This is a genomic window from Paenibacillus sp. NRS-1760, from assembly GCF_050467785.1.
Lineage (GTDB): Bacteria > Bacillota > Bacilli > Paenibacillales > Paenibacillaceae > Pristimantibacillus.
Window position 1 is genome coordinate 338,873 of record NZ_JBITPK010000005.1, and the last position, 24,689, is coordinate 363,561.

Here is a 24,689-nt window from a genome sequence, read left to right on the forward strand (position 1 = left end):
GCTTTTTCTATGTGAGCGGCGAATAAACCATTGGAATCCAAGCTGTCCCATCCCACATAAGCAGCTTCTTTAAGTCAGTATCAAAATAAGTCGTAACACCCGTGACCAGCCGGTACTTAGGACGATTAGCACTTGACCCCGCAACTGGAAGTGCACCCAGCTTCAGAAACGAAATTTTTTTGTTAGGGTCAATCGGGAATTTCGTATATACATCTCGATCGTTCTGGAACGAATACCATACATAATTATCCAACTGTACGAAATAATCGCCTAAGGCGTCAGAATTTCGATCAAAGAACATAAAACCGGAAGCATCAGGTCTCGTCAAGCCGCCTGTCTTAGCTCCTTGAGTCTGGGAGGTTGGATCATTCTCGTTCAATCCCTTTACATGCAATGTACCTATTCGTAAGTAGCCAACCGTATCTGGTTGGAAAGACGCCATAGCTGAGTTGTAGCTGTTATTCCCAATCTTGATGATACTAACGCCAATCTTCTCCATAGGAGCATAATATACCGTCAGACTGCCGATTGAGCCAGAGCTGTTGTTAACCGTTACATAACCGGAATGAGTATTCCGAAGCGTTACGCCTTCAATGTGAAAGGTTGATGCTGACAAAGCATACACGCCTTCAAGCAAAATAGCTGTATTGACCTTCGTATGCTCGACGTTCAATTGGTTTATTATCGTTTCGCTCTCTTCGCCAGTCAAAGCAAAAGGAACATCAACATTGGGGCGATCTGATTTCAAATATATATTATTGAAAACATTACCAGTCCGGACTTTAGAACGGAAATCAACACCACGGTACGAGAAATCCTCAATTTCCAGTGTATCGTAAGTGACTGAGAACGATTCTGCACCCAAACCATCAGGGCAGTATAGGGCGGTTCCTACATTCTCGATTCGTACGTTACGAATTGAAGATCCCCTCTGCAAAGACCATTGTGCTCCGGTATAAATCCCTACGCGGTCTCCCTCTGTCTCCTGATTTGTAATGAGGCTGTTATTGAATCCAAGATTAAGATCAGCAACGACCGAAGATCGACCCGCTTTCAAAATCGGTGCCTTCGGGTCAGCCGTCGATGCGACTATACGCGTTACAAACATACCCGAACCGACCAGATTTTGATTCTGAATTGTCAATGTTTCGTTGATATGAAACGTTCCCGCCGGAACGAAAATGCTTTTCCCAGTGGCGATTGCCTGCTTGAAAGCCGATGTGTCATCCATGTCATCATCTGGGATGGCTCCGTAGTCCGTGATGTTTGCGAAGCCAACCCTGTATTGCTCATGTGAAGGAATTTCAGCACTGCCCCTAACTACCGATATATCATCGATAGCGATCCCTCCGCCTTTGCGAATTCCCCAGATTAAGACGTTATCTGCAGCCGTTCCAGTTGTGAAGGTAAGCCTAGAAATCTTGTAAGCACCACGGTCAACAATCTGCACTCCGCTTTCCGGCAAATTGTCGCTGTGCCATAACAACTTTTCGCTCCCGCTGAAGTTGAAACCCAGCATTTCCCCAGTAGAGGGAGATTTCACGTACAAATAGAAAAATCCATCCTTCGGTTCCGCTGCATACACTTTATATTTAAACGTGACCGTATATTCAGTATTGGGGGACAGCTTCAGCTTCTCGGGATTGGAAGCTAGATACTCCTTCCACTCTTTCGATGCATCTGCCTCACCTTTGACGACGAATTGCCCGTTAATTCGCTTGTCAACATCATTCGAAACTGTACTCCCATCAACAGTCTTCCATACCGAATTTGTCGTTTGTCCGCTTTCAAAGCCTTCCGTTGCAGCAGTATCTGAGAGTTGCTGCTGCACAGCCAGCCCGTCTTCCCTCAAGATTAGATCGTCTATTATAATCGCTCCACCATTATGAATACCAAAAACCCAGTTATACTTACCGCTTCCAGTCGTCTTGAAACTCATCTCCGCCAGCCGATCAGTACCTTGCCCCGTAAGCCGAATCTGGTCGGCGGGAAGCTGCTCAGTGCGCCAGACAACCTGCCCCGCGCTGTTGTAATTAAAGCCGACAGACTCTTGTGTGCCTTCAAGTTTGCCGTATAGATAGAAAAATTCACCTACCGGCTCCGGGTCCAAAATCCGGTATTTGAAACTAATTGTGTACACCGTCTGCGGCTTTAACGTAAGCTTATCGGCATCCAGCTTCAGAAACTCCGCCCACTGCTGGCCAGGAGTGCTAACGCCTTTAACCGAGTAGTCGCCAGCCACAGTCTCGCCTGCAACTGATGTCAGGCTGCCATAAGGCGTTCCAAGCTTTAACTTCGATCCAGTCAACGTTCCGCTCTCGAATCCTTCCGATAACACGGCAGCCGACGCAGAAGCAGGACGCACCACGAAAGCAGGTACTAACAAAGCCAAGGCCAAAAACCAAATCGCGAATTTTTTCATCATTTTCCCCTCGATTCTTATAGATGATCAACCTTTTACGCTACCAAGTACGATCCCTTTTACGAAAAATCTTTGCAAAAATGGATACACAAACACAATCGGAAGTGTCGCTATCAGAATTTGAGCAGATTTAATTGTCCGATCCGAGACAACCGTGAGCTCCTCGCGACTCAGATGCTGGATGAACGTCATGTCCCGCTGCATAATAACCGTCTGCAGATAGCTCTGCAACGGGTAATGTTCTGGGCGGTTCATCAAAATCAACCCATCGAACCAGCTGTTCCAATGCCAAACAACAGCGAACAAAGCTATGGTAGCCATGGCCGGAAGTGAAGCCGGCAAATAGATTTTCCACAAAGTAGTCCAATGCCCTGCTCCGTCCATGAACGCTGCTTCTTCCAGCTCTTTGGGTAATTGACGGAAAAAATTCAGAAGCAGCACGATACTGAATACCGGAACGCCGGCTGGCAGTACTAACGCCCATACAGAATCCAAGAGCCCCAATTGGCGGATGACCATATACCATGGAATCATCCCTCCTGAGAACAGCATCGTAAAAAAGAAAAACCAAGCGTAACCCGTTCTCGCCCGGAACGTTCTTGATTCCTTCGAAAGCGGATACGCGATTAAGATCGTCATCAATAAATTGAGCCCGCCTCCCAGAAGAACCCTCTTTAGAGTCACAACCATAGCACCCCAAATTTCACCGCGAGTCATGACGAATCGGTAAGAGTTCCATGTAAAGTCGACTGGCCAAAAGGTTACCCATCCCGCCGTTACCGATGCACTTGAGCTAAGCGATACAGCTGCGATATGAATGAGAGGAATCACACACAATAGAGACAAAGCAATGAGAAAGATGTTGTTAAATACTGCGAACCATCTTGCTCCCGCCGATTTTCCAATCACGATTTATTCCTCCTAAAAAATGCGATAATCCGCCAGTTTATATGCCGCGTAATAAGCAGTGGAGATAAATAGAAACGAAACAACGGATTTGAACAGTCCCACTGCTGTTGCAACCCCGTATTGCGCTTGCTGCAACCCTAATCGGTATACCAGAGTATCGATAATATCGCCGCTTTGATAGACCTGAGCGCTATAGAGGTTCACGATTTGGTCGAAACCTGCATTCAGAACATTCCCAAGGCTTAACACCACCATCAGCACGATGATCATCCGCATCCCCGGCAGCGTGACATGCCACGTTTGTTCCCATCGGTTTGCTCCGTCGATGATCGATGCCTCATATTGCTGTGGATCGATTCCAGTTAAAGCTGCCAGATACACGATTGTCGCAAAACCGAACTCCTTCCATACATCTGAAATTACCATGGTGTAAGGAAACCAGTCGTTGCTGCCCAAAAAAAAGACTGGTTTCAATCCGAATAGACCGAGTGCTTGATTAACGAGTCCGTAGGATGGGGATAAAATATCGACCAGCACTCCGCCCAATATAATCCAGGACAGAAAATGCGGTAAATAAATAAGTGTTTGTACACTTCTTTTTACGGCTTGATTTCGAAGCTCATTCAACAGCAAAGCAATGGTAATCGGAACAATGATCCCTGCAGCCATTTTCATGACAGCTATGAAAACGGTATTCCAAAGCACGCCAAATATATCTGGCAGCTCTAGTAAATAGCTAAAATTGTCCCACCCGATCCACCGCTGATCCCCGAAAAATCCTTTTGCGGGAATAAATTTCTGGAAAGCAATGTATGTTCCCGCTATTGGAATATAAGAGAATACAAGTACGAGCAAAAGTCCTGGTAAAATCATCAGATGAAGCGGTATATTTCGAGATATCACTCTTGGTTTAAACATTTGCTAAAGCCTCCATTCCTTCCCTCGCGGCAAAAGAAACGGGGAGAGATCCATGTCACTCCCCGCCGCTTTCAACTCCGCCCGCGATTACTTGCTCGATTTGTACCACTCGTTTATTTCATTCGTAATTTGTTCTCCGCCAAGCTTGCTCCAGTCCTGAACGAATGTGTCGAACGCATCGATCGGAAGATCACCAAGAATAATACGGGTAAATGTCTCGTTAGTCAGCTTGCCTAAGGTCGAGCTCTTCTCCGCCATCGTTGCCGTAGGTGCGCCGACAAATTTGTTCATCATGAATCGTTCAGTATCTTTATATTGCTTCATGACGCTATACACGCCGTCGACATCATATCCTGCCGCCCATGACCACTGCTTCTCATCGCCATTCTTGTATGCTGCGATTTTGTCGTAGACTACCTTAGCATCTCCGGTCAACTCAGCAGTCTTATTATTCTGAATACCTTCCACGATAGCTAAATACTGATCCAGGTTTTTGTTAGCTGGCTCCGGGGTGACTGGGGAAAGCTTCCATGCTCCTTCTGCATCTCCTGGCAAGTAATAAGTGCCAAACTCCGCAGTCTCGCCCCAATTTTTCTCTATATAAGTATTGAACATCTTAATGAGCGCCTCAGGGTACTTCGCATCCTTGCGTACAGCCCAGTACTGATAAGTTCCGAGACTAATTTCTGTATTGGCAGGTTTATCATCAATAGACATGAGTGGATAGCCTTTCCACACAGCATTCAGGTCGTTGTCATGATTAGACTGGAACGGCCACGCACTCAGCCACTGCTGGCCATAAACCAAGCCAACTTTTCCAGCAGAAGCTGTCTCAGCCGCTTTACCCCAATCTTTGACTCCGAACTCTTTATCCAAGAGTCCTTTTTTGAACATTTGCTGAAGCTCAGCTAGTGCTGCTTTTGTTTCTGGCCGTGTACTTCCATGCACTAATTTGCCGGATTCATCTTCGATCCATATGGTCGGATAGGCATGGTAACCGTTGAAGAAACCCTCAAGTCCAGCAAAACCACCGAACAAATCCTTCTGGAGCAGGAGACCTACCGTGTCTTCCTTTTGGTTGCTATCTGGATCGTTTTTAGCAAATGCTTCGGCTATAGCAAGCACGTCCTGCATCGTCTTCGGTTCCGGGAGATTCAGCTTCTGAAGCCAATCTGTTCTTACCCACACAAACTGGGCCATATCGATTGAGGAACGGGTATCTGGAATTCCCATTAGCTTACCATCAATTGTCGCGGCATCGAATGGAGCGCTGCCCCCCTGCATTAACACCTCTTTCGTGAAAGGTGCAGCATACTGTTCGTAAACATCCTTTAATTCCATAATTAAGTCAGCTTCCTGAAGCTGCTTCAATTCCCTCACGCCGACTTGTATAAATTCCGGCACGTCGCCTGATGCAAGTGAAACATTCATTTTTTGCATGAATTGATCCGGCCCTTTGGCAATCCAATTATATTTGAATTTGATACCTAGTTGATCTTCATAAAGCTTTGACCATCTGTTCTTCTCGAATGTTTCTCCAGGCAGCTTGGCGAGAACCCCTTCTAAAGTATCGTCTGTAACCCCAACCAGTGATATTTCAATTGGCGGATCGTATTTCTGCGGAGCGCCTTCCTGTGTCAATGTACTTGAAGCGCCTTCATCTTGTGGAGTCGCCTGTGTATTCGGCGAGCCCGCGTTATTGATGTTTTTTGCTCCGCTGCATGCGCTAATCATAAGTGTTGCTGCGCATGTGATAGTGATTAATGCAGCTCTAGTTTTTCTTCTCATGTTCTCACTCCAATATCGTATTGTGGGTCTTGGAGCCATCATAACGGATTCCATGTTCGCCGCGTAATGAGAAACTCTTTACTTTCTTGACTTCTCATGACCTGTTCCTATTATTAATTTTTCTCGATATTCTTGCGGCGTTCTACCTGTCATCTTCTTAAAAAATCTAGAGAAGTACGCAGAGGATTCAATGCCTACAGCAGCTGCGATATCGCCCATCTTGTGGTTTTCCTGCAGCATAGAGATAGCTCTCTCTAATCTTAAATCGGCCAAATAAGCAGTGATACTTGATCCTGTGACTTCCTTAAACAATCTAGACAAATACGATGGGTTAAAATATACGGACTCTGCCAGTTCAACAAGCGAAGTACCCTCGTGCAAATGTTTTAACATATATTCTTGTACATGTTGGATAACATTAAAAGCCCCGTTTTCTTGCTTCTCATCTAACAAATTAAAAATTAAATTCGCCGTTTCTCGAAGAAAAACGATGGCTGCATGCCAGGATATATGGCGCTCCGAGCTCGTCAACCTTCCTACCAAGGTAACGTCAACGATCAATTCCTGCATCTCCCAGCGGTTAATGGACGACAGGAGGAGAAGGGAGAGATTGTAAAACACCTCCATGCCGCTGCTATCGTGCAACGACAAATTCTGTTCGACAACGATCCGGCTAATATCCTCCAGCCCTTGCATAAACGGTTCTCGCTGCCCTTTCTCCAATTGGGTTCGTAATGCCTCCCATTTGTTGCGATCGATCCGCACACTTATATGTGAGCCTGACTGCCGGACGCTCGAAATACCGCTCTCAAATAGGATGAATCCGCTTCCATAAATCATATGACGAACGAGTCCTTGCCGGAGCAATGCGTACTTGTCGGCCAATGAATCCCACAAAACGGTTCCCTCTGTCATGACAAAAGACAAGGATTGGCCTAAGCTCTCTCGGCAAAAGGTCTGTACATTATCGAGCGACTCCATCATCCGTGCAGACGGGATCGTGCCTTCCAAAACATAGCTAGTATCATATTGAACAAGCCAGCATAAATTGCCGTCAATCGTAAGATGAACGCATTTGGCTCTTCGGTCCATCAGCGCTTCAGTGACGCTGGCAACTACTGCCGGCATAACTGGTATATTGGGCAATGAGCTTCCAACCTCCTGAGGGATCCTCCGTTCATCCATATGTGCGACGATCAACGCAACAGGCTCTTCCAGATTCAAGTCGACTTCCAATTCGTGGAATTGACGCCTTCTAAGACGCGGTAAGGTTTCCTCTCCGCGGAGCATTAAGGCCAAACACTCGTTGCGGAGCAGCGGAATGGCAGCATTCATTCGTTCCTCGGCTTGCCGCAGCAGCTGTTCTTTACGCGTACTCTCTTCAATCAGACGTATCGCTTTGAGGACGGCAGCAACAATAACATCATCGTCCTCCGTCTTCAAAATATAGCCAACCGCCTCGTTCTGTAAAGCTCGGTAGGCGTACTCAAAATCGGTATATCCCGTCAAGAAGATGACTTTACACTCCGGCCATCTCTCCCTAATCTTCTCGTGAAGCTCGATACCGTTCATGCCTGGCATTGAAATATCCGTTACAACAATATCGATCCGGCAGCGGTTCAACCAAGCGAGTGCTTCAGTAACGGTCCCCGCCTTGTACACATCAAGCTCTGGTTCGGTCAGATCTGCTAGCAGTTCGTATATCCAATCCAGAACATGCCGTTCATCGTCAACAATCAATACCCGATACATGCTCTACACCTCCAAATGCTATTTTGACTTGTACCAAAAAACCTCCGCTTTCACCTATGGAGAGCATGAGCCCACTTTCCGCTCCGAATTTGATTCGAAGCCGGCGATGAATATTAATAAGTCCGGTAATTTCCATCTCTTCTTGGGAGAAATCCTCGAATTTAAAAACAATTTCATTCATTTCACTCTCATCCAAACCAGCACCATTATCCTCAACTTCAATAATTAAGAACTCAGGCAGCATCTTGTAGCTAACACGAATAAGGCCGTCTTTCTCTATGTTCTTCATTCCATGCTCGATTGCGTTCTCGATCAAAGGCTGAAGGATCATTCGCGGTACGTAAAAATGCTGAAAAGAATGAGGAAGCGGTTCAAATTCGATTTGTAACCGGCTGACGAAACGCATCGCCTGAATATCCGCGTAGATACGGGCATGATCAATTTCCTTCGCGAGCAGAACCTCATCCGATCCATTACGAGTAATGAATTGGAAAAACTCCCCTAGCTTTTTAGAGAAAACAACCGCCTTGTCATTGTCCTCCATCCTCACCATCCGATGAAGCATAAAAAAGCTGTTATACAAGAAATGGGGGTTGATCTGAGCTTGAAGCTGCTTAAGCTCCGCGCGCTGAGCCAATATTCTTTGCCGGTAGGCCTGATCGATTAAGGAATTTAATTGCTCCACCGTCTTATTAAAATAAGAATATAAATAATTGAATTCATCTTTGTTCCTTCGATGAATTCGGACATTCAGGTCTCCTTCCTGCAGCTTGCCAAAAGCGCGGATGACCGTCACAAGCGGTTTATGAATAGAACGGTACAAGGAAACGGAGAAGAACAAAATAATCAAAAAAGCCGAAGCTGAAAAGAACCATAACCATTTCTGGTAGGTTCGCGCTTTGCCGAATACGTAGTCGACCTTGACCGACTTGATCAAGGTCATATTCAGTTTCGGAGAAGAATGATAGACGGCAAAAACATTCTGACCTCCGACGTCGGCGAAGGTCATTCCTTCTCCATCAGAAGCAAATGGTATAGCAGAAGATCGCTTTGCCATCTCTAGCGAAGAGACATTCGCTCCCGCGATGATCCCCTCTCCAGAAGAACGAAATAGTGCTGCTTCCTCACCCTGTCCGGGTTGGATAAGATAGGACAGAGACTTCGTTAATTGTTCAATGGAAAGGGTCGCTTCGACGATAATTAGCGGCTTCCGGTTTCTTGAATTCGGGAAAGATGCACGTAACTTAAGATAATCTCCCTCCAGCTCCGGCGCTGGAGTAAATCGCTTGTCCATTCGTGTTAAACGCTCCGTCTCTTCTTCCCCAATTTGATCGTAGCCGGACACCCCGGAAACAAGTGTGTCAATTCCCGGTATGTATGCCACAACATCGTCGATCAGCTCGCTGCTGCTCTTAATAGCGTATAGCCTTTGTTGCAATCGCGTAATAGCGCTGCGACGATCAGAAATCTTCATAATCGGGGAAATCGTAGCCAGATTGTTCAGATTGTCATCGTTCAGGCTGTCGAGAAGCAAAATTTTTATTTGCTCGGCTTTCATTTCCAGTTCATTCAAATAATACACGGTCTGAGAATCCATCGACTGGTATACCTGATCCTTGACAGCTTGAATTCCCCAGTTGTAAATGAGTAAGCCAATCACATAAATTGGGAACAGAACGGCTATAAAAAGCAGAAGCAGCCTCATATAAATGGAGTTTCTCCAAGGAATACGGAATGTGTTCAGAAGGAACAACTCCTCTCGTGTGAACTTTTGTCTAACTACTTATTATAATCGGTTCTCTGGACTTGAGGAGCCAGACAATTTTGACTTTTTTGACTTCTCATGCTGTATTGTAGCGTTTTCTTTAAGCCGCAAATTGAATTTATTGTTAAACATAATTAGCCTGCTCTCGCAACAGTAAAGATTGCAATTGCAGGCTATGGTTTTCAATAATTGATGCTCCATATCGATTTCAACACATCTCTTATCCAAAAACCTCCATCGCAAGATGGAGGTTTTCATTTCCATGTTTTATTGAGCCACTCCGCAAATAACTCCTTCTCCTCGAATTGCGGATAATGAGCCGATTGTTCGAATAGCACAAACTCTTTCATTGGTGCTTGCAGCACGTCAAAATATTGTTTTGCAGCATTCACCGATGTCATATAATCATATTTCCCCATCACAAAATAACTAGGAATATCCAGTGCCTTCACTACATCAATAATATTATTGCTCGCTTCCTCAGCGAGCAGCATCTTTTGCGTTACAGAAATTCCTCTTAAATAGCGAACAACATCAAGCAAATTATACTCAGGCTGAAATATAAAACCTTTGTAATAATCCATGTTGTCGTCAATTAACCTTGCTGCCCCGCCATATTTTCGAATGATCGATCTAGGCGTCGTTTCCTCCCCTTTTTCGATTGGTTCCCGAAGTGACTCTAATCTTTCCACTTCCTTGGTATTGTCAGCCAGCTTCGCCTGTTCTATAACGTATTGCAAACTATCCAATTCGCTCGTTACCGTATCAGCCACTTGCCCAATTCCGATATAAGCCGCAAACTTGTCAGGTGCTTTAGCCGCAGCTTTCATCCCAATGTATGTGCCAAAAGAATGACCGATCAGCAGCACTTTTTGTTGTCCAAATTTCGCGGTAACATAATCGGTCAACGCAAGCAGATCATCAACAAGCACGTCAGTCGTTAGATTAGAATAGTCTTCATTAAAATGATAAGATTTCCCGCTCCCGCGCTGGTCATAATGTACGATTGTATAGTTTTTCTCAAGCAGATCTTGATATTTCCTTACATACGGAATTTCAGAACAACCCGGGCCGCCATGCACAAAAATGACAATCGGATTGCGTTTGTCTACTCCTCTAATCATCACTTCATGTCCAGTACCATTGATTTCAACTTGCTCTAACGTACTTATGCTGTTGTCACCTTTAATGCGAGGTGTCCACGTTGGGAATATCAATCCGACCAGAACAATCAGAACGATGATCATAATAGTGACCTTCCCTATTTTTATTATTTTCCTATTCAAGAGCTGGCTCCTTCAAAACGTTATTATCCTTTCATTATAAATGATTTCATTTTGACTTCATAATTAACGATTTCCTTGCTAAACTTTGCTGCTGCATGAAGAAATGAAAAAAACGACATCGCTGTCGTTTCTCATGGCTATGATGATATAGAGGTATCGAATTAAAAAAACTGATCACTATTATGATGCAGCTTCATCTGATGCAGAGAGCCTTTTTCCATAAACCCGATATAAAATGAGACCAAACAGCATGCCTACAAAAGATATGGCGGAAATAGACAAGTACAATGTTTTTCCTCCAAAGCTACCATACACGGCTCCGCCTACATAGGAGGCTAAAATGCCTGAAACTCCAAAAAACAGCAGCGCAAGCACCGTTTGACCTGTCGCGCGCCATTCGGTTGGTACTATTCGATAAAGATACTGAATAGCTGCTGAATAGAATATAGGGAAAGTCAACAGCTGTAAAATTTGCAAATACGCGAGTATGTGCGGATCGGTAATCCAAGCTGAGAGGAAAAACCGAAGGAAATAGAACACGGCTGAAAACGAAATTATAAGCAGCTCTTTACCTTTGCGCATCCACCAAAAGCTCAGAGCGAACACTACAATTTCACTGCCTGCTGCCAAGAAGAACGCTTGACCAACCAATTCGGTACTCCCGCCAAGCTCACGAATGTATACGCCAAGAAAGGTATCGTTCATCCGTGCAGGGACGGAACAGATAAACACCAAGAGCAGAAACATTAGTGTCTCTTTATTGCTAATAAAATGCTTGAGGCTCTTTAAGGTAACCGGCTTGCCTGTCACAGGCGCATCCGGCATGATCCAACCTATAATAAAACTGATTAACCCGATTCCTCCAAAAAGCAGCGCCAAGCTATGTTCACCGAAATAAGAGATAACATAACCTGTAAGCAGCGCTGCTAAGGCATAACCCAATGCGCCATAAGTACGAATAGAGCCGTAGCTGGTTCCTGAAGATTCGGCAATTGTAAAATTCAAGCTTTCCGTTAATGGATCGATGGACATGAGAAAGAAGTACAACAGCATAGCGTAGAGAATGAGCTGCGGATAACTGCTGGAATCATAAAGCAAATAACCAATTATGGTTGAGAAAAATAACAGTACCAACAATACTTTACGAATGGATTTGGTTCTATCGCTTATCATCCCCCATAAAGGTTGAGCGATTAGGGTAACAAATCCGCCTGTTCCAATAATGAAGCCAATTTGCGAAGGACTTAGTCCTTGTACATCTAAATAAACCGGAAGGAATGAAATAAACATAGCCAATAGTGCAAAATACAAAAAATTAAAGCCTCGTAATAAGTTTGATGCCTTCATAAAAGTTTAGTTCCTCCACTTATTTCTTAAATATAGCTATCTCAATCTTTTATTCTACCATGAAATGAACTTTTATATGTGGATCAAAATTAAAAAGCGTTTATGCTGCTGAATTTGTTTTCATTGAGGCTTATCACATTTCGCGAACATAATTTCGAAAATGTTTATGTGGATTTTATATTTTATTAATAACTGGTTTCTTGGGCGTTTAACTCTATCCTCTATTATAGAAACAGGCAATAACAACCGAAACGATCTGAGGAGGATTTACAAATGAGAAACTATAAGAAAAAAGCAGCAGCCCTTTTGGTTGCAGCAGCACTAGGAGCATCCACCATTCCGTATGCTGTTATGAACGTATCCGCAGCACCAGCAGTCATTACAAAAGTTTCTGCATCCTCACCATTATCCAATAAAGATATAGAAGCAGCTGTTAAGGAGCTCGTAAAGCTTGGTGTTATGCAAGGTTATCCCGACCAATCCATGGGCAGCCTAAACCCAATTAATCGTGCCGAACTTGCCAAAATGATCGTAAAAACTTTCCTTCTCGAAGACTCTGCTCCAAATGCAGTAACCTTAACGGATGTGAGTCCGAATGCTTGGTATGAAGATTATGCTGCAACGGTTGTAGCGCTTGGCATCATGCAAGCTGAGAACGGTCAATTTGGGCCTCGAGCTGTGGTCTCAGATGAAGAGCTGATTCAAGCTGTATCCAAAGCATTAAAGCGTGATCTCAAGTCCGTGAATGCATGGGCCAGTCCGTTCAGCTCTACGAATAATAACTTAACCCGCGGCGAAGCTGCTTATTTGTTGCAAACCGCTCACAAGGCTATTCCATCAGACCAAGCTAAAATTACAAACGTCCAAACGCTAAATGCCATTACACTCATCGTGACTTTCGATAAACCGCTTACGACAACGGATGAAGAATTCACGAAGGCAAAAACAGATTTTGCTTTTAACGATGGGCTTACTTTAACCAATATGCCGCGTCTAAAAACCGGTTCCATCGCAACCTATATCGTTCCTACTTCCGTTCAGCAAGCAGGCACAACCTATAATCTCACTTATAAAGGTCAAAATGCCGCTTCTTTTACTGGAAATGCAACGAAAGTAAATATGACAACAGCAAGCCAAGTAACAAATGATACGTTTGAGGTAGAAGCGCTGCAAGCAAACGGAGTAACTGACTATGGCTATATCATCTCAGCCTATAGCGGCGGTCGAGGTGCGAATGCATTCATCCTCGATGAGAACAACCAAGCAGGCGGCAAGACATTCCAAATCATTTCTTCAATGCAAGCTCGCCAAGTGACGATTACACCTGAAGGCGGTCAACCGATCATTGCGAAATATGTACCATTCACACAATCAACAGATGGAAAGCAGGAGCCAAAATTCCGCCTTCCCGAAGGGCAAGCATTGAAGCCGGGCGTGACTTATATGGTAACATCAGATTGGGCTGCTATCGCGAACGCTTCCTTTGTAGCAAAAGAAATACCAACCTTGCAGTTAACAGGTGCTGAAGCTGCTAGTGAAACTTCGATTCTCTTGACTCTAGCACAAGACCCGGGAGATGAACTATTCTCTGGCCGCAGTGTTGAGTTAACGGCGCCAACTGGCGAGAAGATCGTTGCTTCCTATAAATATTCCAGCCGTAAAGGCGCAGTTGGCGTATTTGATTTGGCGAAAGACACGAAATTAACGCCAGGAACAACGTACACAGTAAAACCGATAGGCTCGTGGGCAACCGCTCAAGATGTTACAATGTCCTTAAAATAAATTAATTTCTGAGAAAGGATGGGTGTGTGATGTTGCGATTAATTATAATCATGCTGGCTCTTGTCATTTCGGGCTGTCAGGAAAATAATGATCAGGAATTAACAAATGATGAGCAGCATGCAGCCCAATCGGTGAACAACGAAATGGACAAGTTGAATAAAGCTTTGTTAGCAGCAGCAAAACAAGGAGATCGAGCGTCAATAACTAAGCTGCTAGCCGAAGGTGCCGACATCAACGCGACTGACGATCAAGGCAGAACCTCTGCAATGATCGCCGTGCATACGAACCAGCTCGATGTGTTTAACCTCTTCATAGAAAAAGGAGCAAATATCAACATTCAAGATAATCGCTCTGACAACCCGCTCCTTTATTCCGGCGCAGAGGGGCTGATGGACTTCGTTCAAGCATCGATAGCTGCCGGCGCAGATACAACCATCACTAATCGCTTTGGCGGTACCGCACTCATTCCAGCTGCAGATCGTGGACATGTTGAGATTGTAAGGGAGCTGCTAACCACATCCGACGTCAATATCGATCATGTGAATCAGCTTGGATGGACCGCACTTCTTGAGGCTATTATTCTCGGGGATGGCGGAGCAGATCATCAAGCGATCGTACGATTATTAATCGATCACGGCGCTAATGTAAATCTTGCGGATTCAGAAGGCGTAACCCCGCTGAAGCATGCCCAGAACCGGGGTTTTAAAGAAATGATTGAAGCCTTGCAGCAAGCTGGTGCACAGAAATAGCGGAACGATAATTTATACAAGAACAACCCACGTGGAGTGGGTTGTTCTTTTGTTTATTTATTTCAACGCTTTAATACTAAATGAAGTATCGGAAATGGTCGTCCTGAACTGTCTAGTTCAGAGCGTCCTTGCTGCACAAAACCATATCGTTTGTAGAAGGTGAATGCTCCTTCGTTTTGCTCATTGACATCGACTTGGAGATTGCTGCCTTTTAATGCTTCGGCATGTTTTATTAATCGACTGCCTATACCCCTTCCGTGGTTATCGGGGTGTACGAAAAGCATTTCGATCTTTGTTCCATCAAGCCCAATGAACCCTGTCGGTACTTTGTTTTCATTTACCTCTACCCAAATCTCAACTTCCTTTAACGCACCGTTTTGAAGCATCTGATGATAGAATGCAATATCCTTATCTGTCAAAAAAGTGTGCGTATGTCGCACAGCCTGATACCAAATATCCACTAATTTATCGTGATCGTTTTCTTGATAGGGAACAATTTTGTTTATCATAACTCATCTTCCGTATTCAATCACTCAGAGAGTTGTTTTAACCAGGAATAACTAATACTAACCTGCGAGAATCCAAGTGATTTATATAAACCTGCATCCGATGCGACATATACATTTTCAGCACCTAAAAGCCTGCATCTCCGCATTCCTTCCGTAAGTGCAATGCTTGCTAGTCCCATACGCCGGTAATCCGGATCTACACAAACAGGTTCAATATAGGCTGCTCGACTAAGATGATCATACCAGAACCCTGCATACGCAACAAAATTCTTTTCTGCATTTTCAATCACGATATTTATAGAAGGATCATATCCAGGTGCACTCTGCATATAGCCTGAATTCCATAAATCTTTGGGGTCCGGTTCGCCAGCATGATCAAAGCCCCGCCATAAAACGCGCAGCCTGCGTCCATCATCTTCTTTTTTCCGAATATTTCTTACATGAAGTCCTTCAGGCAGCTTCAGATCAGGGAGCTCGTCTACGATTGACCTGCTGGAGTAAACCTCATAGAGGGCAACATCCCGTATATATCCTCTTTTTTCTAATAAAGCTTTCAATGTTTCATTGCTATCATCCACATGAAACTCTATACTTTTCCGGCCATCTTCTTTTATTTCATATAAATTCGCTTCTGCGTATTCAATCATTTCCGAATACAGAAATGAATAATTCGGGTCTACATCCAAATATACCTCGCCTAGTTCGCTCTCGAAATGAGCAACTGCTACTATTTCTCCTTCTTCTTCCCACAGTCCGATTTGTTCGAACACTCCAGCTTGTTTAAGTGGTACGATATTGGGATGAAAAACGATATATTCCCACCGGGCTGGCATAAATACATGACCAACAGACCATTTTCCAAATATATTTTTTAGAAAATCTCTAACCCTGATAAAATCATCCTCTTTATAATGCCTGCACTCTATTCTCATTTGCTTACATTCCTCTCAAACTGCTATTCGGTTGCGCCTTTGACGATCTACAACTATTTAAGCATAGTTACTGCAAATCAGAGATACTAGGGATAAAATAGATATAAACAAATAATCCTGCGCTTAAGATAGCAAATCCCTTTCAATCCTTCATTTTATACAAGTTTACATAACCCTCGTTTTTGCTTTTAAACAGCAGGGAAAATATTTTTAAATTTTTTATGAAATGGTGTCGATATTCCCATCAGCGGTTCGTCGTCTTAATAAAGACATAAGGCTGTTTATTCTAAGGAGGCAATCAAATGTATACCGCAACTTCTAAAGATGGAACCAAAATCGCATATGACAAAATGGGTAAAGGGCAAGCACTCATATTAGTAGCAGGTGCTTTCAGTTACCGAAAATTCCCCGCACAAGTACAGTTAGCACAATTATTGAGCGAGCACTTTACGGTTTTCAACTACGACCGCCGCGGCCGCGGCGATAGCGGCGATACACAGCCATATGACACAACCCATGAAATCGATGACCTTAAGGCGATGATTGAAGAGGCGGGCGGCTCAGCATATGTTTGGGGACTGTCATCTGGAGCAGTTCTCGCTCTACAGGCCGCTTCGAATGGAGCTAATATCACGAAACTGGCTTTGCATGAGCCGCCATTTGTTGTCGATGCAGCAGATCGCAAAGCGCCGAAAGACTTTGCACAACAGGTCAAGAAGCTGATTGCACAAAATCACCGTGCCGATGCTATCAAATATTTTATGACTAAAGGCATGGGAGCCCCTTCCTTTATAGTTGCCATGATGCGCATGATGCCAAGCGTTTGGTCTAACCTTATGGCTGTCGCACATACGCTCCCTTACGATGCAGCATTATTGGATGGCTTTATGGATGGAAAACCACTTCCTGCCAAGCTTTGGAGTACGGTTACAATGCCAACACTTGTGATTGAAGGAACCGAAAGTCCAGCTTCACTGCGGCGGGGTGCCCAGGCCACTGCGAAGGCGCTCCCACATGCCCAGCTCGTTAGTAAAAAAGGGCTTGGACATACCAAGAAGCTCGACGCCAAACGAATTTCTGCGGAGCTTATCGCTTTTTTTAAGAACAATCACTAAATATAAATATTAACGAATAGATGTAGATGAGATGTCGATCTAACGATGATTGATTCGTCTAATGAGTAGAAGCTGAATTATCGGACTTACTTCAATCGGTAGAAGCTTCACTAAAAAATAGGAGGAATACACCTATGAGATTTATGATGATTGTAAAGGCTACAACAGATTCAGAGGCTGGGGTTATGCCAAGTTTGGAGCTCATTAATGCTATGCAGAAGTATAACGAGGAGTTGGTAAAAGCCGGTGCCTTGCTTGCTGCAGATGGACTGCTGCCGAGCTCCAGCGGCATTCGGATTTCTTATCCGGAACCCGGCGGCAAGCCGAAGGTGATAGACGGGCCGTTTACGGAAGCCAAAGAATTAATTGCCGGTTACACGTTGATTGAGGTCAAATCCAGAGAGGAAGCTGTTGAATGGGCGCTTCGTTTCCCGGATCCCCATGGATTTGGCCAAGGCGTAATTGAGCTAAGGCAAGTATTCGAGGCAGAAGACTTAATGAACAATCCCGAAACCCTTGCAAAGGAAATGGAGCTTCGTAAACAAGTTGTCGAGCAGAAGAATGCGTGAATTCATCCTCTCTTCACCACGCTATTGTTAAAACCGCTAAGTTTTGAGAAAGGAGATCCTTGTCGATCTCCTTTTTCATTTTTCCAACTAACAATAGCCTGGCTTCCCTTTGTGGGCATATCAATTCTTCGCTTTTTTCGTTCAAGGGTCTACAGGACATACTAATTTCATATAGATAGACAAGCTAGATGCCTGTACTAGTTAGGCGAATCATATTAGAAAGGATGCGATTGTCGGTATATGGAGCATCTGTTGCCTTTAAAAGTAGAGTTTCTTCTCATGTTTGGGATAGCACTATTTTGGACGATCGTCTATATTCTCGTTATTTACAAAGGATTTAAGGATCAAGCCTGTGGAATGCCACTAGCATGCATATGCGCAAATATTACTTGGGAATTTCTATTTACCTTTATTATGCCTTTTCACCCGCTTCAGCAAATCGCGACCTTAATTTGGTTCCTGCTTGACTGCATTATTTTACTGCAATTCCTCTACTATTCCAAAGGCACCTATCCAAAACGCGTTATTCACGCATCTGTGTTTGCGCTGCTTGTTATCGCTTTTCTGCTGCATTATGGTATGGCGGTTGAATTCCATGATAAGATGGGCATTTATTCGGCTTTTGGCATCAATCTGCTCATGTCGATTCTCTTCATCCGAATGCTGATGATCAAAGATTTGAAGGGACAATCCCTGTCTATCGCTTATTTCAAAATGATAGGTACCTTATTCGCCTCGATCCTCTGCTTCTCGCTCTTTCCGCAATCTCTATTATTGTTTATCATGTATATTCTGATCCTTGTACTGGACATTGCTTATATCCTACTTGTTTATAGACTTTCAATTAAAACCGTTCACAAACATACGATCAATAAAATACCGCATATCAATGCCTGATGCCTGCTAGCGAAAGCTTAGAAAGCGTAAACTTTCGCTAGCGGATTTCTATACTGGCTGCTTATTCTGCTGTGTACCCACCATCAACCATCAGACTAGTTCCCGTAATAAAAGAGGCATCATCGCTAGCTAGAAATAGAACGGCTTTCGCCACCTCTTCTGGTTTTCCTAATCTGCCTATTGGGTGTAATCCTGTTAAATATTTTTTTGCTTCTTCACTCAATTCCGCAATTAATGGAGTATCAATATAACCTGGGCAAACGGCGTTTATACGGATGCCTCTAGCAGCATACGCTATCGCTGTAGACTTTGTAAGCAGCTTGACACCGCCTTTTGCAGCTGCGTATGCGGTAACTCTTGCTTTACCTACATGGCTATGGATGGAACCACAGTTAACAATCGCACCGCCATCTCCTTGCAACAGCATTTGCTTGATTGCATATTTGTTGCAAAGAAAAACACCTGATAAGTTAATATCGAGCGTATGCTTCCAATCCTCAAAGCTTAACTGATCTGCAGGTGCATCCTTTGCTATTCCAGCGTTAGCGTACATTATATTAAGCTTGCCATATCGCTTAACGGTCTGTTCTACCATCTGGATAACTTCATTTTCTTGGGTTACATCTGTTTTATAAAATAGGTATCCAGTCCATTTTCATTGCATTGATTCGAAAATAATAACCCTTGCTCAGAGTAATCTGCTATAACAACCTTTGCGCCCTCTTCCGCGAATAATCGTGCTGTCACAGCTCCGATGCCGCTTGCTCCCCCTGTAACAATTACCACTTTTTGCTCAAATCTCATACCTGTCATTCTCCTTTTCGTTCATTTATCGTTTCAACCTCTTCGATCACACGTACCAATAAAAGCATGCTAAGCAGCTCCAGATTTTTAAATTCTCTTTAAGCATCACCACCCTCATAAGCTAACGGGAGATTTCTAAAAGTTTATATTTTTAAAACTAACTAGTTATTTATAAATTATTTAAAGGAAATCCGCCTTATCAAACTAAAGGCGGCTCGGCTCCATAACTCCATATATGACTAACTTTTTAACCTGTTCTCTAAAAGCATCCTGTGACATTGTCCACGTTATCTCATCTCTTTTATCATTAAGCCTTTCGAATGTTTGCAAGAACGGAATAACCGCATTCATCATTAAGATTGGAACCATAATCGGCTCCAAATCCTGCCGGATGATACCGTTGTTCTTAGCAGCTAGCGCAATCTCATAAAATGGAGAAACATCATCGGGAGGATTGGATATACTGCCCCATGTTTTCCATCCCTCTGCTGCCTCCCAAGCATATATTTTTAAGTACCGGGGATTGTCAGAAAGAATTTGAAATGAAATATCTATAACCTTTTCAAGTAATTGCTTAAACTTCACAGCATCAGACGTAGCCGTCTCGTCCAACATCAAATTTCCAGCTAAATCCTCCAGCATTTTATTCCCCGATTGTTCCGCTCGTTTCACTACTTCTGTATAAAGCCCAAGCTTATCGTGAAAATACTGATAAATAAGACTTTTATTATATCCTGCTGCGCTTGCAATCGCGTCAATTCGCGCTGCGGAATAACCTTGCTCGGCAAATAATTGCTCGGCTGCATCAAGAATAATCTCTTTGCTTCGTGCAGCATCATAAGTCCTTTTCTTCTGAACAGCCATCTTAATAAACTCCATCCATTTCAAAAGTAACCAACTGGTTAGATTATAAAAACAATCCATTCTAAAGTCAAGCATAATCGCTTTTCCGCCTTAGAACTAAAGACAATCCCCTCCAATATGCAAACTAACTAAGAGTTGCGTTTTAGTTGCTGGGTGAATACCCTATTGCAATGAACTCAAATGGAGGATACCATGATGATTCCGTTTTATCCCTATTATGGCTACGAAACAAAGTGCAAACAGGAACCCCTAACCTTTCCGCCCCAGCATCAAGACAGGCAGCCTGGCCTTGAATACAAAATGAACCCGCTACCGATTTCCGACAATCCCGCATATAAAGGAAGTGGAAAGCTGTCCGGCAAAGTAGCGATCATTACTGGAGGAGACAGCGGAATTGGCCGAGCTGTTGCCATTGGCTTCGCCAAAGAGGGTGCTGATGTCGTTATCGTTTATTTGTACGAACGTCAAGACGCGCTTGCAACTCAGCAAATGGTAGCGCAATATGGTGGTCGCTGCCTGCTAATTGAAGGTGATCTCCGCAGGCCAGAGCTCTCCACAGAAATCATCAGAATAACACTCGAGCATTATGGAAAAATCAATTGCTTGGTGCTTAACCAAGGGGTCCAGTTTCCTCAGACGAGTATTTTGGACATATCGAATGAGCAGCTGGAAGATACTTATCGGACCAATATTTTTCCTCATTTCTATTTGACGAAAGCCGCGCTTCCATATCTTCATCCAGGCAGCACCATCATCAGCACAGCCTCCGTAACTGCTTATGCAGGTGCCCCGCTTCTGGTCGATTATTCTTCAACAAAAGGGGCAGTCGTATCTTTTACCCGTTCGTTATCGCTGCAGCTCGTTAATTGCGGGATACGCGTTAATGCTGTTGCACCGGGTCCGATATGGACACCTCTAACCGTCTCCAGCTATCCAGCTGAATATGTGCAAACATTTGGCGCCAATACGCCGATGAAACGCGCAGGGCAGCCATTCGAGCTCGCTCCAACCTACATTTATTTAGCTTCAGACGATTCATCATTCGTTACAGGTCAGGTATTGCATGTCAATGGCGGAATCATGACAGAAACTTAGTCTTCACTGCCTTCTTACCTTTTCACAAAATAAGGGGTTGCTCCTCAAGTAGATTAAGCTACTTGAGAAGCAACCCCTTAGCATTTATGAATGCTTTAAATAATAGGAAGCCGTCATGGGACGTTTCTCACATTTCTTGCGATAGGTTACTGGACTAAGTCCCGTCACCTTCTTGAAAATTCGGCTGAAATGCTCAGGATTAACATACCCTACACTTTCCGCTACATCGTAAATTTTCAACCCGTTCTCTAGTCCTTCTTTCGCTTTTTCAATTCTTAAATTGGTTAAATAGTTGATAAAATTAATACCGATTTCTTTCGCAAACTGTTTGCTAAGATAACTGTCGCTCACACCGACCATGGCGCAAATCGTAGACAAATGCAAATCTTCATTAAAATGATTATCTAATATCGCTTTAGCTTTCGCTACAACAGGGCTCAGCCAAGCAGCTGTTTTGTCCAGCTTAGGATGCAGCTTATCATGCAAGGCATCAAGAAATAATTGCAGCCATTCCATGGTCTCATCCCATGTCTCTATACTCCGGACATGCTCAACCGGTTGAGGAAATCTTTCATGCAGCTTATCCCACGACATTCCTCGCTCATGCATCAGCGTGCCCGTTTCCCAGATCAAATCGCTGAGTGCTTTTTTGATAGGCTCAGGCGAGGATGGAAAGTATTCAAGCAGCAGCTTGAATCCGTGCTGAATGGACTGTTTCCATCGCATAGGGTCAGCATCTTTTAGCGCTTGCAGCAGCTCGAGCTTAAATGGCGCCCATGCTTCTTTCCAATTGTCCTTCTCTGCACCCATTGATCGTTCGGCTTCTGGATAGATCAAGTGGTCATATCCTTGATAGTAACTAAGAAGGGAAAGCCGTTCAGCTTGACGGAACAAACGATTCCACTGCATGACTCCATTGGCAGAGTCACTGATGCCGATCGATAAATGAAGATTCAAAAACTGCCGCAGCCTTATTTTCACATCCGTTAAGACAGCTTGGGTCAAACTTCGAATAGCCATCGCACTGCATTGCTCAGGGAAGGTGAAATATAGGATATAGTTCCGTTCATCATGACGACAAACGCGGCATATTCCTTCATTTCTATCCGTGTTCGTCACGGTTCTAATGGTTTGCATAATAATTTGCTTCGTATGCTCGAAGTGAACCACTTGAGATAGTCTAATAAAGGCTACCTTCTGATTTTTCTCGCCCAACTGCTTCCGAACGATATTTAATCCTAATTTCAACTGTTCATCGAGTTCACAATCAGATGAGCTCAATCCATCTGACACCGACAGCTGGTGGAGCATGGAACAAACGATTTCGTCTTCATCTAGGGCAGACAATTCAGGTTCCGCAGCCTTGCTCTGCTCGCGCCTATTCAATTCCTCCACTGTCTTATGCAGCACAGGCGCAATATATTGTTCATCCAATTTCGCCTTTAGCATATAATCAAACGCCCCAAGCACAAATGAGTCTCTTACATAGCCATAGTCGCCATATGCACTAAGCATAATAATAAGCGGCGGGCGTTCGAACGACACATCTCTAAGTGCTGCAAGCAGCTCCACACCATTCATGCGCGGCATCTTTATATCTGCGAAGATGATGTCGATATCCTGACGATCTTTTAGAAGATGCAATGCTTCTTCTCCGTCGCCAGCCTCTCCTGCAATTTCAATATCTGTTGAAGTTAAAGCGATATATTCCCGAAGCGCTAATCTGGCTAAAGGCTCGTCATCCACGATAAAGGCTTGGTATTTCGGCATCTTACTCCCCCTCATACATCGATAGGCTTTAATTATGCTGAACATATTGCACCGCTTTGCTCCAGTTTTCATTCATCTTGTTCTGAATGCCTGCTACTGACTCGCCTGCAAAAATTTCTTGCGCCAGCTTTTTCTCGTCATACTGCGCTGCGTTTTTCACTTGTACAAATTTCTCATCTAACGCGGAATACATAAAAGGTACAAATGGATGCTCTCTATTCTCCTCATTAAAAAAGGGAAGTACGGACTGAACATCCGTTAACGTAGATGAGCTTTGTGAGTTATTTATAAAAGCCTGATAAACCTCAGGGCTGAATACCCATTCAAGAAATTGTATCGCTTCTTCTTTGTTTTTGGAGTTTTTGTTAATCGCCATATACTGGTCCGGCATCGTTACAGAAAGCAGCGGTTCTTTGGTCGTTTCCCTCCACGGCAGCGCAAATGCACCTATATCCTCATCATTGCTCACTTTTGCCACATGATCCGAGTAATACCATTGACCGAGTGCGATCATTGCCGCTTCTCCGGACTGAAACAATTGTTTCGCCTGATCAAAGCCAATTTCGAGCGCGTTGGGACCAGCTAATTTATTTTCCGCGATCGTCTTGAGCATATCGGCTGCTTTGCCAAAGGCTGAGCCTTCTCCGAATGGTCTCAATTCGTTTGATATATTAGCCAAATAGTTCTCGTCATTCGCAAAGATTGGCGGTCCAAATTCAATAAATGGATAGAAGGTCCAATCATCTTTGCCCCCGATAGCAATCGGAATATATTTGCCGTGCAATTTAATTTGATTCAGTACATCCATAAATTGTCCTAAGGTTTGCGGAACACTAACGCCTACCTCTTCAAAAATACTTGGTCGATAATACACATACTCAGAGAAGGATATGAGAGGCAAGCCAAGTGTTTCCCCCTTTATTTCAGCTGGGTATTTATTTCTGCTCGTTGCTTGCAATTGATTAAGAGACAGCAATGAATTTTTATAAATAGGCAAATGACCCGGTTTCAAATAAAATAGGTCAGGCAAATCATTTGCCGTCAGACGCACCTTTAAATATTGGCCGCTATTATCTGGAATCGTCTCTACTTCCACGGTTACATTTGGTTTGAGAGCCGAATATTCCTTCACCTTCTCCGTCCAAAATTCGATATCCGTCTTCGATTCCCATATTCCAAATTTCATTTTTACCGGCTGATTTTGATTGGAGGTTTGTTTCTGTGGTGCATTAACAACCAAAGAATAAATCGTGTCATTGGTATCAGCCTTAAACATTCCGATCCATCCTGCAAGCAAGCCTACCGATATCAAAGTAACGACTAAGACTGAGACAATATTTTTGTTAAATTTCATTTCCACTTCTCCCAGCAAAACCTGAACCCGCAAAGAAATGATTGCGCTTTCAAGTATATGGC

General features: G+C 43.8%; 19 protein-coding genes and 1 pseudogene. 6 read left to right on the plus strand and 14 right to left on the minus strand.

Annotation, left to right across the window (positions count from 1 at the left end; genetic code table 11):
- Positions 1 to 7: 7 nt before the first annotated feature.
- The 8 genes from ACIFSR_RS02080 to ACIFSR_RS02115 form a co-directional block, all read right to left on the minus strand.
- Positions 8 to 2,425, minus strand: a complete 2,418-nt coding sequence (locus ACIFSR_RS02080) for a glycosyl hydrolase family 28-related protein (protein WP_430054527.1) — start codon at positions 2,423 to 2,425, stop codon at positions 8 to 10.
- 24 nt (positions 2,426 to 2,449) lie between these two features.
- Positions 2,450 to 3,331: a carbohydrate ABC transporter permease gene (locus tag ACIFSR_RS02085; protein ID WP_430054530.1), complete on the minus strand. Its 882-nt coding sequence runs from the start codon at positions 3,329 to 3,331 to the stop codon at positions 2,450 to 2,452.
- A gap of 12 nt (positions 3,332 to 3,343) precedes the next feature.
- A complete protein-coding gene (locus tag ACIFSR_RS02090) occupies positions 3,344 to 4,249 on the minus strand; it encodes an ABC transporter permease (RefSeq protein WP_430054533.1) in 906 nt (301 codons plus the stop codon).
- 87 nt (positions 4,250 to 4,336) lie between these two features.
- On the minus strand, positions 4,337 to 6,037 hold the full coding sequence (locus tag ACIFSR_RS02095; RefSeq protein ID WP_430054535.1) for an extracellular solute-binding protein: 1,701 nt from the start codon (positions 6,035 to 6,037) through the stop codon (positions 4,337 to 4,339).
- A gap of 78 nt (positions 6,038 to 6,115) precedes the next feature.
- Entirely contained in the window at positions 6,116 to 7,789 is a 1,674-nt protein-coding gene (locus ACIFSR_RS02100) for a response regulator transcription factor (RefSeq protein WP_430054537.1), read from the minus strand.
- Positions 7,767 to 9,494 (minus strand): sensor histidine kinase, encoded by a 1,728-nt coding sequence (locus ACIFSR_RS02105; RefSeq protein ID WP_430054540.1) that lies wholly within the window; start codon positions 9,492 to 9,494, stop codon positions 7,767 to 7,769. The genes ACIFSR_RS02100 and ACIFSR_RS02105 overlap by 23 nt, the downstream gene beginning before the upstream one ends.
- A 314-nt stretch (positions 9,495 to 9,808) precedes the next feature.
- The gene (locus ACIFSR_RS02110; protein ID WP_430054541.1) at positions 9,809 to 10,801 is read right to left on the minus strand and encodes an alpha/beta fold hydrolase; all 993 of its coding nucleotides are present in this window, start codon (positions 10,799 to 10,801) and stop codon (positions 9,809 to 9,811) included.
- Between the two features lie 219 nt (positions 10,802 to 11,020).
- Positions 11,021 to 12,187, minus strand: a complete 1,167-nt coding sequence (locus tag ACIFSR_RS02115) for an MFS transporter (protein ID WP_430054543.1) — start codon at positions 12,185 to 12,187, stop codon at positions 11,021 to 11,023.
- A 273-nt stretch (positions 12,188 to 12,460) separates the two neighbouring features.
- Between ACIFSR_RS02115 and ACIFSR_RS02120 the strand changes: the two genes are divergently transcribed.
- Both ACIFSR_RS02120 and ACIFSR_RS02125 read left to right on the plus strand, forming a co-directional pair.
- The gene (locus ACIFSR_RS02120) at positions 12,461 to 13,969 is read left to right on the plus strand and encodes an S-layer homology domain-containing protein (RefSeq protein WP_430054545.1); all 1,509 of its coding nucleotides are present in this window, start codon (positions 12,461 to 12,463) and stop codon (positions 13,967 to 13,969) included.
- Positions 13,970 to 13,998: 29 nt separating this feature from the next.
- Positions 13,999 to 14,718: an ankyrin repeat domain-containing protein gene (locus tag ACIFSR_RS02125; protein WP_430054548.1), complete on the plus strand. Its 720-nt coding sequence runs from the start codon at positions 13,999 to 14,001 to the stop codon at positions 14,716 to 14,718.
- 62 nt (positions 14,719 to 14,780) lie between these two features.
- Here the strand turns inward: ACIFSR_RS02125 and ACIFSR_RS02130 are convergent, their stop codons facing one another.
- Together ACIFSR_RS02130 and ACIFSR_RS02135 are read right to left on the minus strand one after the other, a co-directional pair.
- Complete coding sequence (locus ACIFSR_RS02130) at positions 14,781 to 15,227, minus strand: acetyltransferase (protein WP_430054551.1); 447 nt, start codon at positions 15,225 to 15,227, stop codon at positions 14,781 to 14,783.
- 20 nt (positions 15,228 to 15,247) lie between these two features.
- Positions 15,248 to 16,159 carry a GNAT family N-acetyltransferase gene (locus ACIFSR_RS02135; RefSeq protein ID WP_430054553.1) on the minus strand — a complete coding sequence of 304 codons (912 nt, stop codon included), beginning with the start codon at positions 16,157 to 16,159 and terminating at the stop codon, positions 15,248 to 15,250.
- Positions 16,160 to 16,461: 302 nt separating this feature from the next.
- On the opposite strand from ACIFSR_RS02135, the gene ACIFSR_RS02140 reads away from it, so the two are divergent.
- From ACIFSR_RS02140 to ACIFSR_RS02150, 3 genes are all read left to right on the plus strand, one after another.
- Positions 16,462 to 17,274: an alpha/beta fold hydrolase gene (locus ACIFSR_RS02140; protein WP_430054554.1), complete on the plus strand. Its 813-nt coding sequence runs from the start codon at positions 16,462 to 16,464 to the stop codon at positions 17,272 to 17,274.
- Between the two features lie 134 nt (positions 17,275 to 17,408).
- The gene (locus ACIFSR_RS02145) at positions 17,409 to 17,843 is read left to right on the plus strand and encodes a YciI family protein (protein ID WP_430054557.1); all 435 of its coding nucleotides are present in this window, start codon (positions 17,409 to 17,411) and stop codon (positions 17,841 to 17,843) included.
- Positions 17,844 to 18,083: 240 nt separating this feature from the next.
- Complete coding sequence (locus tag ACIFSR_RS02150) at positions 18,084 to 18,740, plus strand: hypothetical protein (RefSeq protein WP_430054559.1); 657 nt, start codon at positions 18,084 to 18,086, stop codon at positions 18,738 to 18,740.
- A 61-nt stretch (positions 18,741 to 18,801) separates the two neighbouring features.
- On the opposite strand, the pseudogene ACIFSR_RS02155 reads toward ACIFSR_RS02150, so the two are convergent.
- Together ACIFSR_RS02155 and ACIFSR_RS02160 are read right to left on the minus strand one after the other, a co-directional pair.
- Positions 18,802 to 19,544 (minus strand): annotated as a pseudogene (locus ACIFSR_RS02155) (SDR family NAD(P)-dependent oxidoreductase).
- Between the two features lie 204 nt (positions 19,545 to 19,748).
- Positions 19,749 to 20,408, minus strand: coding sequence for a TetR/AcrR family transcriptional regulator (locus tag ACIFSR_RS02160; protein WP_430054562.1), 660 nt, complete (start codon positions 20,406 to 20,408; stop codon positions 19,749 to 19,751).
- Positions 20,409 to 20,603: 195 nt separating this feature from the next.
- Here ACIFSR_RS02160 and ACIFSR_RS02165 point away from each other — a divergent pair, with 195 nt between their 5' ends.
- Positions 20,604 to 21,503: an SDR family oxidoreductase gene (locus ACIFSR_RS02165; protein ID WP_430054647.1), complete on the plus strand. Its 900-nt coding sequence runs from the start codon at positions 20,604 to 20,606 to the stop codon at positions 21,501 to 21,503.
- 84 nt (positions 21,504 to 21,587) lie between these two features.
- On the opposite strand, the gene ACIFSR_RS02170 is transcribed toward ACIFSR_RS02165, so the two are convergent.
- Both ACIFSR_RS02170 and ACIFSR_RS02175 read right to left on the minus strand, forming a co-directional pair.
- A complete protein-coding gene (locus ACIFSR_RS02170; RefSeq protein WP_430054565.1) occupies positions 21,588 to 23,273 on the minus strand; it encodes a response regulator transcription factor in 1,686 nt (561 codons plus the stop codon).
- Between the two features lie 28 nt (positions 23,274 to 23,301).
- Entirely contained in the window at positions 23,302 to 24,627 is a 1,326-nt protein-coding gene (locus ACIFSR_RS02175) for an ABC transporter substrate-binding protein (RefSeq protein ID WP_430054568.1), read from the minus strand.
- Positions 24,628 to 24,689: the final 62 nt, after the last annotated feature.